The organism is Desulfurococcus sp. (assembly GCA_026626905.1).
Lineage (GTDB): Archaea > Thermoproteota > Thermoprotei_A > Sulfolobales > Desulfurococcaceae > Desulfurococcus.
Map to the genome: position 1 here is coordinate 43,959 of JAPNUX010000003.1, position 14,382 is coordinate 58,340.

19 protein-coding genes and 1 tRNA gene are annotated in these 14,382 nt (G+C 46.1%); 11 read left to right on the forward strand and 9 right to left on the reverse strand.

The features are described 5' to 3' along the window. Positions 1–74: 74 nt before the first annotated feature. The 3 genes from uppS to OWQ48_02255 all read right to left on the reverse strand — a co-directional run bounded on the left by uppS (position 75) and on the right by OWQ48_02255 (position 2,228). Positions 75–857: a polyprenyl diphosphate synthase gene (gene uppS, locus OWQ48_02245; GenBank protein ID MCY0868037.1), complete on the reverse strand. Its 783-nt coding sequence runs from the start codon at positions 855–857 to the stop codon at positions 75–77. Positions 858–1,018: 161 nt separating this feature from the next. Then, the gene (locus tag OWQ48_02250; protein ID MCY0868038.1) at positions 1,019–1,711 is read right to left on the reverse strand and encodes a CdvA-like protein; all 693 of its coding nucleotides are present in this window, start codon (positions 1,709–1,711) and stop codon (positions 1,019–1,021) included. Between the two features lie 94 nt (positions 1,712–1,805). Next, the gene (locus tag OWQ48_02255) at positions 1,806–2,228 is read right to left on the reverse strand and encodes a hypothetical protein (protein ID MCY0868039.1); all 423 of its coding nucleotides are present in this window, start codon (positions 2,226–2,228) and stop codon (positions 1,806–1,808) included. 147 nt (positions 2,229–2,375) lie between these two features. On the opposite strand from OWQ48_02255, the gene OWQ48_02260 reads away from it, so the two are divergent. Continuing rightward, positions 2,376–3,257, forward strand: a complete 882-nt coding sequence (locus OWQ48_02260) for a hypothetical protein (GenBank protein MCY0868040.1) — start codon at positions 2,376–2,378, stop codon at positions 3,255–3,257. On the opposite strand, the gene OWQ48_02265 is transcribed toward OWQ48_02260, so the two are convergent. After that, entirely contained in the window at positions 3,249–3,479 is a 231-nt protein-coding gene (locus OWQ48_02265; protein ID MCY0868041.1) for a hypothetical protein, read from the reverse strand. The genes OWQ48_02260 and OWQ48_02265 overlap by 9 nt on opposite strands. 235 nt (positions 3,480–3,714) lie before the next feature. On the opposite strand from OWQ48_02265, the gene OWQ48_02270 reads away from it, so the two are divergent. Further along, positions 3,715–4,017, forward strand: coding sequence for a deoxyribonuclease (locus tag OWQ48_02270; protein MCY0868042.1), 303 nt, complete (start codon positions 3,715–3,717; stop codon positions 4,015–4,017). Between the two features lie 64 nt (positions 4,018–4,081). Here OWQ48_02270 and OWQ48_02275 read toward each other — a convergent pair whose 3' ends face one another. Continuing rightward, on the reverse strand, positions 4,082–4,570 hold the full coding sequence (locus tag OWQ48_02275; protein ID MCY0868043.1) for an adenosine-specific kinase: 489 nt from the start codon (positions 4,568–4,570) through the stop codon (positions 4,082–4,084). A 102-nt stretch (positions 4,571–4,672) separates the two neighbouring features. Here OWQ48_02275 and OWQ48_02280 point away from each other — a divergent pair, with 102 nt between their 5' ends. From OWQ48_02280 to cysS, 3 genes are read left to right on the forward strand one after another with little or no spacing between them, the layout of a single operon-like run. After that, complete coding sequence (locus tag OWQ48_02280) at positions 4,673–5,335, forward strand: hypothetical protein (GenBank protein ID MCY0868044.1); 663 nt, start codon at positions 4,673–4,675, stop codon at positions 5,333–5,335. Between the two features lie 18 nt (positions 5,336–5,353). Further along, complete coding sequence (locus OWQ48_02285) at positions 5,354–6,079, forward strand: purine-nucleoside phosphorylase (protein MCY0868045.1); 726 nt, start codon at positions 5,354–5,356, stop codon at positions 6,077–6,079. A gap of 9 nt (positions 6,080–6,088) precedes the next feature. Beyond that, the gene (gene cysS / locus OWQ48_02290; GenBank protein ID MCY0868046.1) at positions 6,089–7,531 is read left to right on the forward strand and encodes a cysteine--tRNA ligase; all 1,443 of its coding nucleotides are present in this window, start codon (positions 6,089–6,091) and stop codon (positions 7,529–7,531) included. A gap of 31 nt (positions 7,532–7,562) precedes the next feature. Here the strand turns inward: cysS and OWQ48_02295 are convergent, their stop codons facing one another. Genes OWQ48_02295 through OWQ48_02305 form a run of 3 tightly spaced genes read right to left on the reverse strand, consistent with a single transcriptional unit; the run spans position 7,563 to position 10,590 of the window. Next, entirely contained in the window at positions 7,563–8,471 is a 909-nt protein-coding gene (locus OWQ48_02295; GenBank protein MCY0868047.1) for an ATP-binding protein, read from the reverse strand. Positions 8,472–8,482: 11 nt separating this feature from the next. Further along, entirely contained in the window at positions 8,483–9,181 is a 699-nt protein-coding gene (locus tag OWQ48_02300) for an acetate--CoA ligase family protein (GenBank protein ID MCY0868048.1), read from the reverse strand. A gap of 11 nt (positions 9,182–9,192) precedes the next feature. Beyond that, the gene (locus OWQ48_02305; protein ID MCY0868049.1) at positions 9,193–10,590 is read right to left on the reverse strand and encodes a CoA-binding protein; all 1,398 of its coding nucleotides are present in this window, start codon (positions 10,588–10,590) and stop codon (positions 9,193–9,195) included. A 98-nt stretch (positions 10,591–10,688) separates the two neighbouring features. On the opposite strand from OWQ48_02305, the gene OWQ48_02310 reads away from it, so the two are divergent. From OWQ48_02310 to OWQ48_02330, 5 genes are all read left to right on the forward strand, one after another. Then, the gene (locus OWQ48_02310) at positions 10,689–11,240 is read left to right on the forward strand and encodes a chromate transporter (protein MCY0868050.1); all 552 of its coding nucleotides are present in this window, start codon (positions 10,689–10,691) and stop codon (positions 11,238–11,240) included. A gap of 86 nt (positions 11,241–11,326) precedes the next feature. Further along, entirely contained in the window at positions 11,327–11,713 is a 387-nt protein-coding gene (locus tag OWQ48_02315; protein ID MCY0868051.1) for a 30S ribosomal protein S8e, read from the forward strand. 23 nt (positions 11,714–11,736) lie between these two features. After that, positions 11,737–12,033 (forward strand): signal recognition particle protein Srp19, encoded by a 297-nt coding sequence (locus OWQ48_02320; GenBank protein MCY0868052.1) that lies wholly within the window; start codon positions 11,737–11,739, stop codon positions 12,031–12,033. 185 nt (positions 12,034–12,218) lie between these two features. Beyond that, a complete protein-coding gene (locus OWQ48_02325) occupies positions 12,219–12,473 on the forward strand; it encodes an RNA-binding protein (GenBank protein ID MCY0868053.1) in 255 nt (84 codons plus the stop codon). Continuing rightward, complete coding sequence (locus OWQ48_02330) at positions 12,470–13,351, forward strand: transcription initiation factor IIB family protein (protein ID MCY0868054.1); 882 nt, start codon at positions 12,470–12,472, stop codon at positions 13,349–13,351. The genes OWQ48_02325 and OWQ48_02330 overlap by 4 nt, the downstream gene beginning before the upstream one ends. Positions 13,352–13,387: 36 nt before the next feature. On the opposite strand, the gene OWQ48_02335 is transcribed toward OWQ48_02330, so the two are convergent. Continuing rightward, positions 13,388–13,462, reverse strand: a tRNA-Val gene (locus OWQ48_02335). Between the two features lie 65 nt (positions 13,463–13,527). Here OWQ48_02335 and OWQ48_02340 point away from each other — a divergent pair. Continuing rightward, positions 13,528–14,373, forward strand: a complete 846-nt coding sequence (locus OWQ48_02340; GenBank protein MCY0868055.1) for a class II glutamine amidotransferase — start codon at positions 13,528–13,530, stop codon at positions 14,371–14,373. Positions 14,374–14,382: the final 9 nt, after the last annotated feature.

Sequence of the window (14,382 nt, forward strand, 5' to 3'; positions counted from 1 at the left end):
CCAGCGTTTAATGTTCTAGTACACGTTAACACAGGGTAGGGTGGAGGATAGATTAGAGAAGGATCTCGGGCTACTTATCTACCGAATCTCCTCTCACGCATCTGGTAGCTTCTAATAGCTCTCCAGAAATCTATTCTCCTGAATTCAGGCCAGAATACATCGCAGAAGTAGAGCTCGCTGTACGCTAACTGCCAGAGTAGAAAGTTGCTTATGCGTTCCTCACCACTAGTTCTAATGATGAGGTCGGGGTCTGGCATGCCACCTGTATATAATCGCTTGCTGAAGACCTCCTCACTGATGTCTTCAAGCCTTAGCCTTCCTTCTACTACATCCCGGGCGATTGATCTCACAGCTTCAACTATCTCCTGTCTACCCCCATAACAGAGAGCTACGTTTAGGTGATATGAGTTGTAGCTTGAGGTTTCAGCTTCAAGCTCTCTGGCTAGCTTCACGATGTCACCGGGAACTAGGTCTAGTAGCCCGAAAACCTTTACTCTTACTTTCTTCTCATGTATTTCCTTCATGCTTTTCAATTCAATGAAGCCCTTCCTAGCTAGATTAAAGAGGTTTTCCCGTTCACCTTCATCCCTGTAAATACAGTTCTCAGTGCTCATAGCATATATCGTCACATACTTAATCCCGAGATCCCATATCCATTTCAAGACCTCCTTGAGCTTCTCGTAGCCGTAGAAGTGGCCCATTGAGGGGTCGATACCCAGCCTTCGAGCCCATCTTCTATTGCCGTCAGGGATAATGCCTATATGTCTCGGGAAGGGTCCATCCCGTATCTGCATCCAAAGCCATTTCTCATAGATTTTATATAGCGGCTTCGAAAGATGCAGAGCAGCTTTAAACATAAGTCTTCGAAAAACTCTACTCATGTTAATCTAGCCCTCAACTGAAAAACAGTAGTAGGTAGCTGAGAATTAAAGCCTATATTAATACTAATGTTCTAAGCTCTAAGACGTAGAGCTGGCAGGCTTACCGCTATCCTTGAATCCTGTAAGCAGGTGAAAAACTATGATTCAACTAGTACTACTTGAATTGGCTGATTGGATTTAGGGGCTGATTCACTTGCAACACTGACTTTTATAGCTGTGTCGACAGGGAGGTTTTCAAGGGCTTCAATCTTATCCAGGTGTTTCTTAACACTTGCCTTCTCGTTGTTTAAGATATCGAGGCTCTTCCTCAAGTGATCCATTGAAGCCCTGTACGCTTTCTCCGAGATCTCCCCGCTTATATAGCTGACTTTTACTGCTGTCACTGCTTTCTCAAGCTCAACTATCATGTCTTCTATTTCGTGCATTCTCTTTGTGAGAGTTTCCTTGACGCTTTTAGTCTCCTCTTTAAGCTTGAGTAGGGTGTCGTTAAGCTTCTTCTTAAACTCCTCGTACGTGTAGCTTGGAATCTCCTTTCTACTGTAGAGTTCCTCGAGGCCGGCGAAACGCTTCTTAACTCTTTCAAGCCTCCCCTCTAATACGAGTGCATTGTACTCCCATTCAGGTATCAGTATTATATTGCCGCTTTCAATGCGAAATCTATCAACACTAATCTGCCTAAAATCTACATCGTTGAAGCTAACTTCAAATGATGCAACCTTTCCATCAGAGTCACTGTAGAATCCTACTAGGAAGCCAACACGCCTGCCGTAAGGATCGCTTACAGGCTTCCCAAGGTACTCATCCACCTTGTCAACTGTTACCTCTAACATCCCATGACACCTATCCAGTCATCCAGCTGGAATAGTTTAAAAACTAGGGGTCTAGATTCCACTGAGAGAGCCCGTTTATTAAGGCTGCCATCTGCTAAATCACGTACACTGCCACGTGCTCGTTTTCTTCAAAGTAGACTTCCCGCTTACCTTGGAGAACTATAACTGTGGAGTCCTTGGTGACGACAACATAGTTTACTAGTGAGTAGCCTGGTGTAATTATGGTTGTATAGCTACCAGTGTAGAGCCGCGTGCTTCTTACAATGTAGTCGCCGAAGTCTACTTCATCAGTAGCCCCCTCGCACTTCTTCAATGCTGATACAGCCTGGTGGTGTATGTAGACTACTTTCCCCCGGGACCCGTAGACCTCCTTAACTTCAACACTTCTAGCCCCTTTTACTAATACAACTCGAGGAGATAACTCTACTGAGAAGTTCTCGCCGGCTACTATAAGCCTCTCCCCGGAGCGCTTTACCTCCAGGCACCCATCATTAAACAAGACTCCGCGGGAAAGCAACACCAGCACCCTTGCTACACTAGAGGTTAATCTAAGCAAAGCCGTCTGCGATTAAATGGTTAGTGGACGCCATATAATAATTATTCCTTCAAGCAGTCTCATGGCTCCCCACTTAAGAGTTTAAGCCTGGGAAACCCGTATAAGAGGGTGAAGGTGGTTGAAACGCTACCGGAGGTAGCCTGCGAAGCACCAGCATCATACTGCGGGCTACTAGAAGAGGTTTTCGCGGATCTAGGCTACCACATAATAGTCTATGAGGAGGGTAGTACACTTCCAGTCGACGTGATGGTATATGCCGGCGGGTCTACAGGGCTTAGAGAGCTAGCTAAAAGAGTAAAGAGACATAGGATTAAACTCGTAGTTATCCCGGAGAACGTGGCCCTTGATAAGGATATCACAGAGGAGTTAAGAAGCCTAGGGAATAATGTAAGGGTGTTTATAATAGCACACTCGCTGAGAGACCATAAAATACTACAGGATAAACTGCGCGACTCAAGAATAGCCTACATCCCCATACACCTGTACACGCCTAAAGTAGATAGTATAAGAGATCCAATACCGGTAAGTGGGGGTATAGCAGCAGGCAGCAACGACTGCAAATGGCTAGAGGAGGTAGCCGAGCAGCTAAGCGATGTGGGCTTTAACCCTTTAATAATAAACTTCTCTACTCGGGCTTGTAGTAGCCCGTGGATTATAAGCGTGGTCACAGATAGAGTATTCAGCTTAACACCACGTATAACCATCGGAATAGTGCGGGGTGGAGAGCTAGCAGGCTACCCTGTCTTCAATGCTCTCTACAGGAATACCCGTCCCATTATAGCATGCGGTGATATAGAGGTACCCGTGGAATCTAAGACTATTATTAAAACCCTGGATTGTAGCGTAGACAGCCTTGTTAAAACACTAGTATTCATGCAGGGGAGAATAGAATACTATAGAAGGGCTGGTGTATCAAGACCACGCTACACTAGTCTAGATAGTGAAGACCTCTCAGAGTTAAAGGTATTCCTGGCTGAGCATCTAGGCTGATAGAGAAGACAATAGTGATTTAACTTCACCTGCCACCTTTACTGCATCATCTCTGCTCGTCACCGAGGAAACCCTTGTCTTAAGATTCAATACGGCGACCCTCCCGGACGCCTTATCCCTAACTCTTATAACATCTTTGTCACGAAAGCTGTATAAGTCTAAGAGCTCGATATCAAGCTTAGCTAACGCTTCTCTCAACAGCACGCTAGCAGTCTTAGGCATTCTGCACCACGCTCCTATTAAATACTCCAAGAATATCAAAGAGCTTATAAATAAAACGGGATTATTAATAAAGCTACTCTCACCTACAACAAGCACACTCCCTAGTACTTGAAACAATAGAGTTTAAAACAGCAGGATACCCTGGCTGGAGACCGCCTAGGAAAACTATAAATTACCCTGATACCATGATTCACAGTAAACTAGATTGCCGATGTGAAGTGAGTGGGATACAGTCGTGAGCAGGATTCAGAAAAAGCATAACTGGAACCCCTATACCAGTGATGTTCAAAGATTCAGCGTATACCCTAGAATACAGGTTCCACAGGAGGATTCAGTGAAGCCTGGCAAGATTATGACTGTTGAAATAGGTGATGTAGATAAGCGTGGCAACGGCATAGTCAACTACAAGGGAGTAAAGATAATAGTGTTCAACGCCAGCTTAGGCTCGAAGGTTAAGATAAGAATAGCTAGAGTCAACAATGACGTAGCCTACGGGGAGATCCTTGAGACTCTGAGTGAGACTGATGAGAGATACTAGGGAGAGCGTAGAGCACGGAGTTCTAAAATTATTTAGTTAAGGAGCTTTAGATTCTAAGCCAATATTATTTTTTATAGCCTATTCTCCTAAGGAACTCTCTCCTCTCCTCTCTATCCCTATCCCCCTCCACGCCTAGAGGAGGGAATCCGTCGACAACCCCTATTACAGCTCTCCCCTGGTTTGTCTCAGCTAATACCACTTGTACCGGGTTGCCTGTAGCCACATATAGTGAGACTACTTCATGAATGTTCTTCAGCTGGTTTAAGATATTGATCGGGTAAGCATTTCTAATGAATAGGATGAAGGTGTGCCCTGCTCCTATCTGCAGGGCGGCGTCGATGGCAGCTTTAACTAGCTCTTCATCGTTCCCCTCGTATCTAACAAGTCTTTTACCACTAGCCTCGTTGAATGCAAGCCCGAATCTTATACCGGGTACACTGGTTACCAGTGCCTCATAGATGTCTTCAACGGTCTTTATGAAGTGGCTGCGCCCAATGATCACGTTTGCTCCTTCAGGTATCTTAATATCTAGGACACGTATTGTGACGCTCATATGCCTCCCCTAAATTAAAATAACACTAGTGATGCTTTAAAGATGGAGAGATAATAACATTGTGAAGATAGGGGAATACAACGTATTACAGGTGTTATAGGCTTGAAGCTGATAGTCGAGTCATTCAAGCTCACCTCATCAGAGGAGGCTGGTGAAGGCTTTAAAACTATACTTTACAAGCGTGGAGAGGAAGAGTGGAGTGAAGTACTAGTTAACGTAGATGAGTCTAATAGCGAGGTACTTTTAAATAGAATGCTTGAATTAGCTGGTAATAAACTCACAGTTAAACACGCGAGGAGGGAGAGCGGAGAATACACCTTCATCAATGTTAAAGCTCCTGGAGCAAGCATAACTCTAGGTGAAGGTTCATCAAGCATCGCTGAGACCATGCTTTCACCTAAGCCTAAATCATTAATCGGGGTGCGCCTAGTTAAAGTAGATAGTGAAGGAAAATACAGTGTTATCCGCTGGCTTAAACCATCAGGTGAATCTATTGCTTACGAGGGCTCTATAAAAATCGAGGACCCCGGAGTTCAATACGACCTAGTACTCCTGGATCTAGAGGATGATGTAAGAATACTACTACCCCACGAGTTAAGCTTACCTAAGCTACGGATCCCTGAGAGGAGAGCTAAAGAGAAGCCTTCTGAGAGGAAGAGTAGGAAGAGCAAGAAGAAAAAGAGTAAAAGAACAAAGAGGAAGAGTAGGAGAGGGAGAAGCAGAAAGAAAAGTAAAAAGAAGAAGGGTAAGTCTAAGAAGACTTAAAGCGGAGATGGTGAGAGCATGCCTATACACCTCAGAGATGCTTCACACGGTGATATATCCGAGAATGTTATTGCTGTAGGAGACCCGGCACGCGTAGACCTTTTATCAAGCCTCCTCTCGGATGTAAAAACAGTAAATCTGCATCGTGGATTCAAAACTGTGACAGGATTCTACAAGGGTAGAAAAGTATCTATTGCAACCCATGGAATTGGAGCTCCAAGCGCAGCAATAGTCTTCGAGGAACTCCATCAGCTCGGCGCTAAGAGAATAGTGAGAGTTGGAACAGCTGGTGGTGTGAGAAGGGATACAAGGATAGGTGATGTAGTTGTAGCGACGGGAGCATCGTATACTGTGAATGGCTGTGGTTTAGGACAGTATATGCCTGGTTTATGCGGCCCAGCCGCTCCTGACCCTCTTCTAACAGCAAGGATTATACAAGAGCTTGAGGAGAGGAAACTAAGCGTTAAGAAGGGGCCTGTTTTCTCCAGCGATGCCTTCTATGCTGAAGACCCCTCAATCGCTGAGAGATTATCTCGCTACGGTATAGTAGCTATAGAGATGGAGGCAGCCATACTCTTCACTCTCGGGTGGATGCGCGGTCTTGAAACCTCGTGTGTTCTAGTCATAAGTGATGTTCTACACGGCGAAGAGGCGATGAAGGAGTTCCTGTCAACTAAGGAGCTTGCTGAAATCTTCTTGAAGGTTGGTGAAGTCGTCTTAGAAGTGTTTAACAGGTACTACTAGGTAATCGCCATGCTTCCAGCTGTAAGAATACAGGATACACTTTCAAAGGAGCTTAAAGAGCTTAAACCAGTAGAGCCCGGCGTAATCAAGATGTATGTGTGTGGTCCAACAGTATACGATTACACTCACATAGGACATGGTAGAACGTACGTTGTCTACGATGCCTTCAAGAGGTATCTCTCACTGAGAGGCTACCACGTAGTCCACGTGATGAATATAACTGATATAGATGATAAGATCATAAACCGCTCGCGAGAAGAGGGAAGAGATTGGAGAGAGATAGCTGAAGAGTACACGAGGGATTACATTTCATCACTCCAGAAACTTAATATCACAGTAGACCATCACCCGAGGGTCACAGACCACATTAACGATATAATAGAATTCATCCAGGGATTAATTGAAAAAGACTACGCTTATATCGCCCCGAGTGGAAGCGTCTACTTTAACGTCGACAAGTACGCTGACTACGGCCGTCTCTCAGGACGCTTAAGCAGGGAAACATGGAGCCAGGAGCAGGAGTTTATCTCAGAGAAAAAGAATCCATACGATTTCGCCTTATGGAAGGCTGCTAAACCAGGGGAACCATACTGGGAGAGCCCGTGGGGTAAGGGGAGGCCTGGATGGCACATAGAGTGCAGCGTGATGAGTAGCCGCTACCTGGGCTCTAGATTCGATATTCATGGCGGTGGAACAGACCTAATATTCCCGCACCACGAGAATGAGAGAGCGCAGAGCGAAGCCTTCTTCGGCTCCCAGCCATGGGTGAGTATATGGATGCACACCGGGCTTGTAATGGTTGGAAGGGAAAAGATGAGTAAAAGCCTAGGTAACATAATACCATTAAAAGAGGCATTCGAGAAATGGGGTCCCATGCCTTTAAGGCTATGGTATCTCTCAGCACACTACCGTAAACCCCTCTACTTCTCCGAGGAGTCTATAGAGAGCTCAGTTAAGCTGTATGATAAACTGATTGCAGCTACCCAGCTACTTTCAAGGCTAGCTAGAGAGTCCACCGGGCTCCACTACGCTAGCGATGATGATTTAAGAACGTTAAACCAGCTTATCACGCTGCATAAAAGATTCCATGAAGCACTCAGCACGGATTTTAATACTCCTGAGGCTCTAGCAGTCCTCAACGAGTATCTGACAATACTCTTCAGGGATATACAGTATAATCCTAAGCACATCTTAGTATCAACCAGCATAAAACTCCTCAGAGACTTCAATACTGTGCTCGGCGTGCTGGGTGAGGAAGTCAGAGTTCTCGAGGAGGCTGAATCTCTAGTCGACGAGCTAATCGAGGTGATCGTAGAGGTTAGAAGAGAGCTGCGTAAGAGAGGTATATATGATCTATCAGACACCATTAGAAGCGAGCTCGCACGGCTAGGTGTCCAGTTAATGGATAAAGGACTTGAAACCACTTGGATTAAAACTAGAAAGCAGGCTTAACTTTAAACCCGAGGCTTCCAGTATTCCTGGGTTACTGCTCTTCCATGAAGTCTTCGGGCTCGCCGTAAATTATCTTTAATTCATCTATCCCTAGACGCTTCTTCCCCTGTGTCTTCTCGAGTATCTCGCGCTTTTTCTCCTCTAGAATCAAGCTTAGCTTTGCTTTCTTTAAATCCCTGTTAAGATCGTTTAGCTTGCTTCTCAGCTCGACAAGCTTAGAGTTAAGATTCTCCAGCTCCTTTGAGATTTCATCTATATTCTTCTGTAGTGTCTGAACAGTATTCTTCAAGTTATTGTAGGTGTTTACTGCATCTTCAAGCTGTTTTCTCAAAGCATCCCTTATCTCAGTCAGCTTAGCTATCTGCTCTCTCAGAGATTGGAGCTTGCTTGTTATATCCTTAACCTGTATTCTCAAGCTGGAGTATAACGCCTTGAACTCTAGTACCTCATTTCTCTCTTTCCGCAGCTTCTCAGCTTTCTCGAGCAGGTCTTTAAGCTTCTTAATCTTCTGTACTACTCTATTCTCCTCCTCCAGTGTAAGCGTGTTTGTCTGGAGGTACCATTCAAGCCTCTCTATTTCTCCTCTAAGCACGCTTACAGGGGTTCTAGCCTCTCTTGACATGCTCTGAAGAATACTGTTTTTCTCCGTGATTAACTCTCTAAGTGTTTTCAACTCCTCGATCTTGCTTTTTCTCTCCTCGGCGAGCTTCTTGTACTCCTCTATGAGCTTTCTCCTCTCCTCGGATGTTTTTCTTAATTTTTCTTTAAGCTCTCTTATCTTATCCAGTTTCTCCTTCTTCTCGACTCTCTTCGCGCTTACTTCCTCTATGAGCTTTCTCCTTTCCTCCTTCAGCTGTTTTATTCTCTCTCTTACATCCCCTAGTTGTTTTGCTACCTCGTTTATCATTGCCTGCAGGCTGTCTAGGCTGGCCTCGGGCATATCATGCTCGCCTATCTATTACTCAAGATTACTCTAGCGTCTACTGCAATGGCACCTTTAGAGTAAGCCATAACTGGGTTGAGGTCTATTGACTCGATCTCCGGGTTTTCCTCCATGAGTCTCGCTGTCTTAACTATTATGTCTGCAATCGCCTTCTTATCGATTGCTGGCTGCCCTCTATAGCCTTCAAGTATTTTAGCTGACTTAACCTCGCTTAGCATGTCTAAGGCGTCGTTAAGTGTTATAGGGGTTATCCTGAATGATACATCCTTTAATACCTCTACGAATATGCCGCCTAAGCCGAACATTATTACCGGCCCGAATATGCCGTCTCTTACGCCGCCTACTATTACTTCAAGACCCTGTGGCGCCATATTATACATGAGGACACCTACGATCCTGGCGTTAGGAGCCCTGCTCTTCACGGTTTTAAGCATTTCATCAACAGCTCTCGCGGTTTCCTCAGCATTCTTTAATCCTAGCTTGACTCCTCCTACATCACTCTTATGTGTTATATCCGGTGAAACTATTTTCAGTGCTACCGGGTAGCCTACTCTATCAGCGAGCTCTCTAGCCTCCTCAGGGCTTTTAACAACTACTACCTCTGGTGAAGGTATTCCATAGTACTTCACGAGCTGGAATGCCTCGTGCTCGAGGAGCTTTATTCTACCCTCCTTTAAAGCACTAGCTATTATTTCACGGGGCGTCAAGCTTTAACCACCTATTCTAGTGTTGCTTTCAACTTAATCATACTGTAGGTATATAATATTTTGAGTGCTCTGGCAGCTCTCTCCGGCGACTCGAAGACTGTGACACCGTTCTCCTGGAGCCTCCTCGATATTCTAGCGGCTTCTTCTCCCCCGATGACGACAGCTATAATAGGCTTCTCGTACTTCCTCTTGGCTTCAACCAGGTATTCTACTAGCGTGCCTTTTACACCGGGTACCTGGGGAAGTGCTACTACTATGACTGCGTCTACATCGCTTCGGGGAATTATCTTCTCGAGAACCGTGATATATCTTTCATCGCTTGTATCACCTGTTAAATCTATCGGGTTATCTACTATGCAGTGGGATGGTAGAATAGCCTTCAACTCCTCTCTCAGGTCAGCGGGTGTTCTCGGCACCTCGAAGCCCTGGAGGGTTAGCGCGTCGGTTAGCATCACGCCTACTCCACCTGCATCGGTGACCACGTAGACTCTGCCCCCCTTCATTAACGGCTGGTCTAAAAGTATTCTCACAGCATCCATCATTTCATCAAAGCTCTCCACCTCTACAACCCCGGCCTGCTTGAAAGCCGACCTGTACACCGAGTAGTCTCCTGCGAGGGCAGCTGTATGGCTTGCTGCAGCCATGCTGCCACGGCTTGTCTTACCGGCTTTAAACGCTATGATCGGCTTAATTCTGCTGACTCGTCTAGCTGTCTCTATAAATGCTCTACCCCTGCCGTCCTTCAAGCCCTCTACGTACATGAGTATAATCTTAGTTTTATCATCGCGGGCTAGGTACTCTAGGAGGTCGACGTCATCTACGTCTACTTTATTACCGTAGCTTATAGCTCTTGAAACCCCTATATTATTATAGGCCATCCAATCCATTAACGCCGACGCGAAAGCCCCGCTCTGACTGATGAAGGCTACATGTCCTCTGGGAGGCCGCTTCATCTTCTCCTCAGGCAGGAAGAATGTGTCTACACCACTCCAGTTATCGCTTACTCCAATACAGTTGGGGCCGAGAATCCTCATACCGTATTCAACACCTATCTTCCTGACTTCCTCCTCGAGTCTTGCTCCCTCAGGTGTACCAGTCTCCCTGAATCCACCGCTTATTATGATTACAGCCTTACACCCCTTCTCGCCGAGCTCTCTTAGAACTCCTGGAACACTTGGTGCCGGAATAGCTATGACAGCGAGGTCGGGTGGCTCAGGTAGATCCCTCACGCTCCTATAGCACTTTAAACCTAGTATCTCATCGTAGCCTGGGTTAACCGGGTATATCCGCCCCTTGAACCTCCTAGCTAGGACTTCCAGTATCACTCTGCCGACCTTGCCTTCCTTAGGGGTTGCACCTATTACTGCAATACTCTGCGGATTGAACATTTTCTCCAGGGGATTAGGCATTTAAGCCACCATAAGGATCTTCAATGCGAACCTCAGGGTAAAATATTATTTAATGCCAGCCTTGTATTAGCTAGTGGAATCGATTAAGGGGGTGCAGGATGGTTACACTACTCGAGCTATTCGTTGAGTTCTTGAAGATAGGGTTCTTCATGTTCGGTGGCGGGTACGGGGGGATAGCCTTAATCTACAAGGAGCTCGTTGAGATAAAGAAGTGGATTACCAGTGAGGAGTTCACGGAGCTCCTCGGTATAGCTGAAAGCACCCCTGGACCCATAGCGATAAATTCTGCGACATGGATCGGCTATGTGCTTAAAGGAATACCTGGCTCTATAGTGGCGACTCTGGGAGTAGTTCTACCAGCATACCTAGTAATACTATCTATAGTAATAGTTCTTAGACCCTACATGAATAGTGAGGTAGTGAAAGTACTTTTCCGAGGTATAAATGCAGCTGTAGTTGCACTAATACTCTACGCTCTACTCAGGGTTGGCGAAGGCGTTCTCCTCTCGAATAACACTGTAAACTACATTACGGTAGCAATATTCATACTCGCGTTCACTCTACTATACGGGTGGAACCTGCATCCAATAATAGTGATACTAGCGTCGGCAGCTATAAGCCTCATCCTGAAATACTTTCTCGGAATATAGAACCGCATTCTTCTTTTAACTTAAATAATCCTTAAGTTTTATAATCAGGAGGTGTTAGTCAATAGAAGCACCAGGAGGTGCTTGAAGTGTCCTACTACCAGGGCAATGATTTGAGAAAACCTTCAGGCGGGTTGAAGGGCAAGCATAGAGGTAAGAGGAAGCACGAGCTCGGCTCTCCACCTACAAACACTAGTATAGGGGAGAGCGATGTGAAAGTAGCTGTGAGAACCTATGGAGGCAACTATAAGATTAGATTGAAGAAAGCACTCTACGTTAATGTAGCTATACCGAGAGAGAAGACAGCGAGGAAAGTGAAGATAATTGATGTTGTTGAGACGCCATCAAACCCCCAGAATGCTAGATTCAAGATAATATCGAAGGGTAGTATTGTGAGAACAGAGTTAGGGCTAGTCAAGATTACATCAAGGCCCGGGCAAGAAGGCGTATTAAACGGCATCCTCGTGAAGCAGTAGGATTCTAGGCGGTGAGGGTCTTTTTGAGCACCCGTGACTACGAGGGAAGAAGAATCATCATCTACCCTCACTACATTGATGCTAGGAGAAGCCGGAGGAAGGGGCGGAAGATAAGTCTAAGCAAGGCTGTCCCTTCTCCGAGTATAAGCGAGATATTAAAAGCCTGCGAGAAGCTAGGCTTAAACCCTACACACGAGGATAAAAGTAGTCCTAGAAGCTATGATATCAGGGGGCGTGTAGTAATCGATAAGAAGGCGAGGAAACTAGAACTGCTGCACGCAATAGCGAGAGAGATTAAAGCTATGAGGTCTCCAAGATAGTATCCTCTATTAAGAATCCTATGGCATTTGGTAGAGATACATGAACGTATTACTGGCTTTTTTAATCGTTTATGTTGAAAATATAATAATACATTTCCTTTGTATTAAACTGCATCTAAGGGGCGTCTCCCTTATATACAAACCAAGATAGATCATATATGACGCTAACCTTACAGGTGGCGCTTATGCGTAGATTAGGCTTTATCGAAGTAGCCTTGAGAAGCGGCCTCCTCGTTGTCAAGCCACGCGGGGTAGATGTGACCAGGTTGCTGAACTCTCCAGTCTACGATGAAAGCTACAGGAGGGTGGGGAGGATAGTAGATGTTATCGGTAGAGTAGATGACCCAAGAGTTATCGTGAAGCTGGAAAGCGGGGCTCAGGTATCATCTTCCCTCCTCTACTACTCAGCTAGAGAGAAGCGTAGAGGGAGAAGGCGTTGAAGAGCCCGTTGAGATGTCGCTACTGCGGCTCCACGAATATAATCTACGACCCTGAGCACGACGCCTATGTATGCCAGGTGTGTGGTTCAGTGCTAGATGAAAGACCAGCTTACCAGGGCTATGAAGGCTTCTCTAAGAGCGAGAACACCCCCCGCTACAGTGGAGCCTTCACGCACATGGTTCACGACCATGGGGTTGGAGGCACGGAGATAGCAGGAAGCTTCATGAAGCATATTAGAGAGGGGAGGGGGTGGGTTAGAGCTAACAGCGAGATCAGAGTTGAGAAGAAGGATAGAAGACTTAAGAGAGCACTCCAAGAGCTCAACGAGTACCTCAGGATACTGGATCCACCTATAGCGATAAGAGAGACTGCTGCAAGACTCATCCACGAGACTGTCAGAGGCAGGAACTACAAGGAGAAGACTATTAGGAGGATAGTTCTAGCAGCCATATACCTGTCATATAAGATCCATAAGCAGCCAAGATCCCCTAAGCTCTTCTCGCAGGAGCTAGGAATATCAGAGAGCGATCTATGGGATGGCGTTAGAATGATACGTGAAGCCACTAGTAGCGTTAAGCTGGGAAGCGAGCACTACGATCCACGCCACTACGTGGGCTTCATAACCCGCAGGTTAAACATGCCTCCCGTGGTTGAAGCACTCGCTAACCTAATAGTCACTAGCGTAGAGGAACACGGCTTCATAAGTGGTAAGAATCCTGCAAGCCTAGCAGCTGCATCAGTATACCTAGCAGGCATCCTCAGCAACAATAAGAGGAATCAAACAGAGGTTGCAGAGAAGGTAGGCCTCACTGATGTTGCGATTAGAAACACATACGACTCGATAATAAGGAACATAGATATTGAAATCCTGCTTTAAGCTACCACAGCATTTTCTTGAAGACTGCGAGCTGAATGGGCCCGCGGGGATTTGAACCCCGGGCCTCCGCCGTGTGAGGGCGGCGTCCTAACCAGGCTAGACGACGGGCCCTATCGGTTAAATGAGATGAATTGCTGGGAGCTAATAAGTCTTAGGCTTAATATATAGCATTCAGGGTGCTGGGTGTGTGCAGGCTCCTAGCTGCATGGTTTAGCAGAGAAGGCATGAGCCTCCTGGATGAAGTAGTAGATGCATTCGTAGAGGGTAGTAGACGCGACCCGTATCTTGAAAAGGCGACTGGGGGGAGAAGTAGCGCCCATGATGATGGATGGGGGATTGCAGCAGTAGGCTACGGGGATACCCCCAGCGTTATCTATCATAGAATGTTGGAGCCCATATTCTCGGAGAGTAGTATTAGAGCACTAGAATTCATCAAAAAGAGGTTGAAGAGGTATAGAGAGGTCTACCTGCTAATCCACTCCCGTAAATCCTCTAGAAATGAACCCTACGGGTACGATTATACTCACCCATTCATAAGACTCATGGAGAACGGTGTACTGTGGTTTGCTCACAACGGGGGAGCCCGGAAGGAGGAGCTTGCTAGAGTACTCGGCGTCTACCCGTGGGTGAGAGTAGACTCAGAGCTCCTAGGATACTATATTATGGGGAGGATTGACGAGTGTATTGAAAACAACAGTATTGATGAGTGTGTTAGCAAAGCCTACCTGGAGGGATTAAAGTTTATTCCTGAGGGCTCAGGATACAACACGGGTCTACTAGCATTAATCTCAGAGAATGCTTCACTCTACGTATCCCATAAGGTTCCCGGTAGCCCGCTGCCAGAGCTCCTCGAGTACTATGAGATTGTAGCGTATACATCTCCAAGCATAGTGCTAGCAGGCTCTATAACACTCAGAGATTATCTTCCAAGCGTGTTCTCTACTGGATTCGAGAGAACTATACTGGAGCCGGGAGTCTACAGGATTGAGCAGGGGGGCGTCAAGTTGATCACAAGGTTGTAGTAGCAGGGA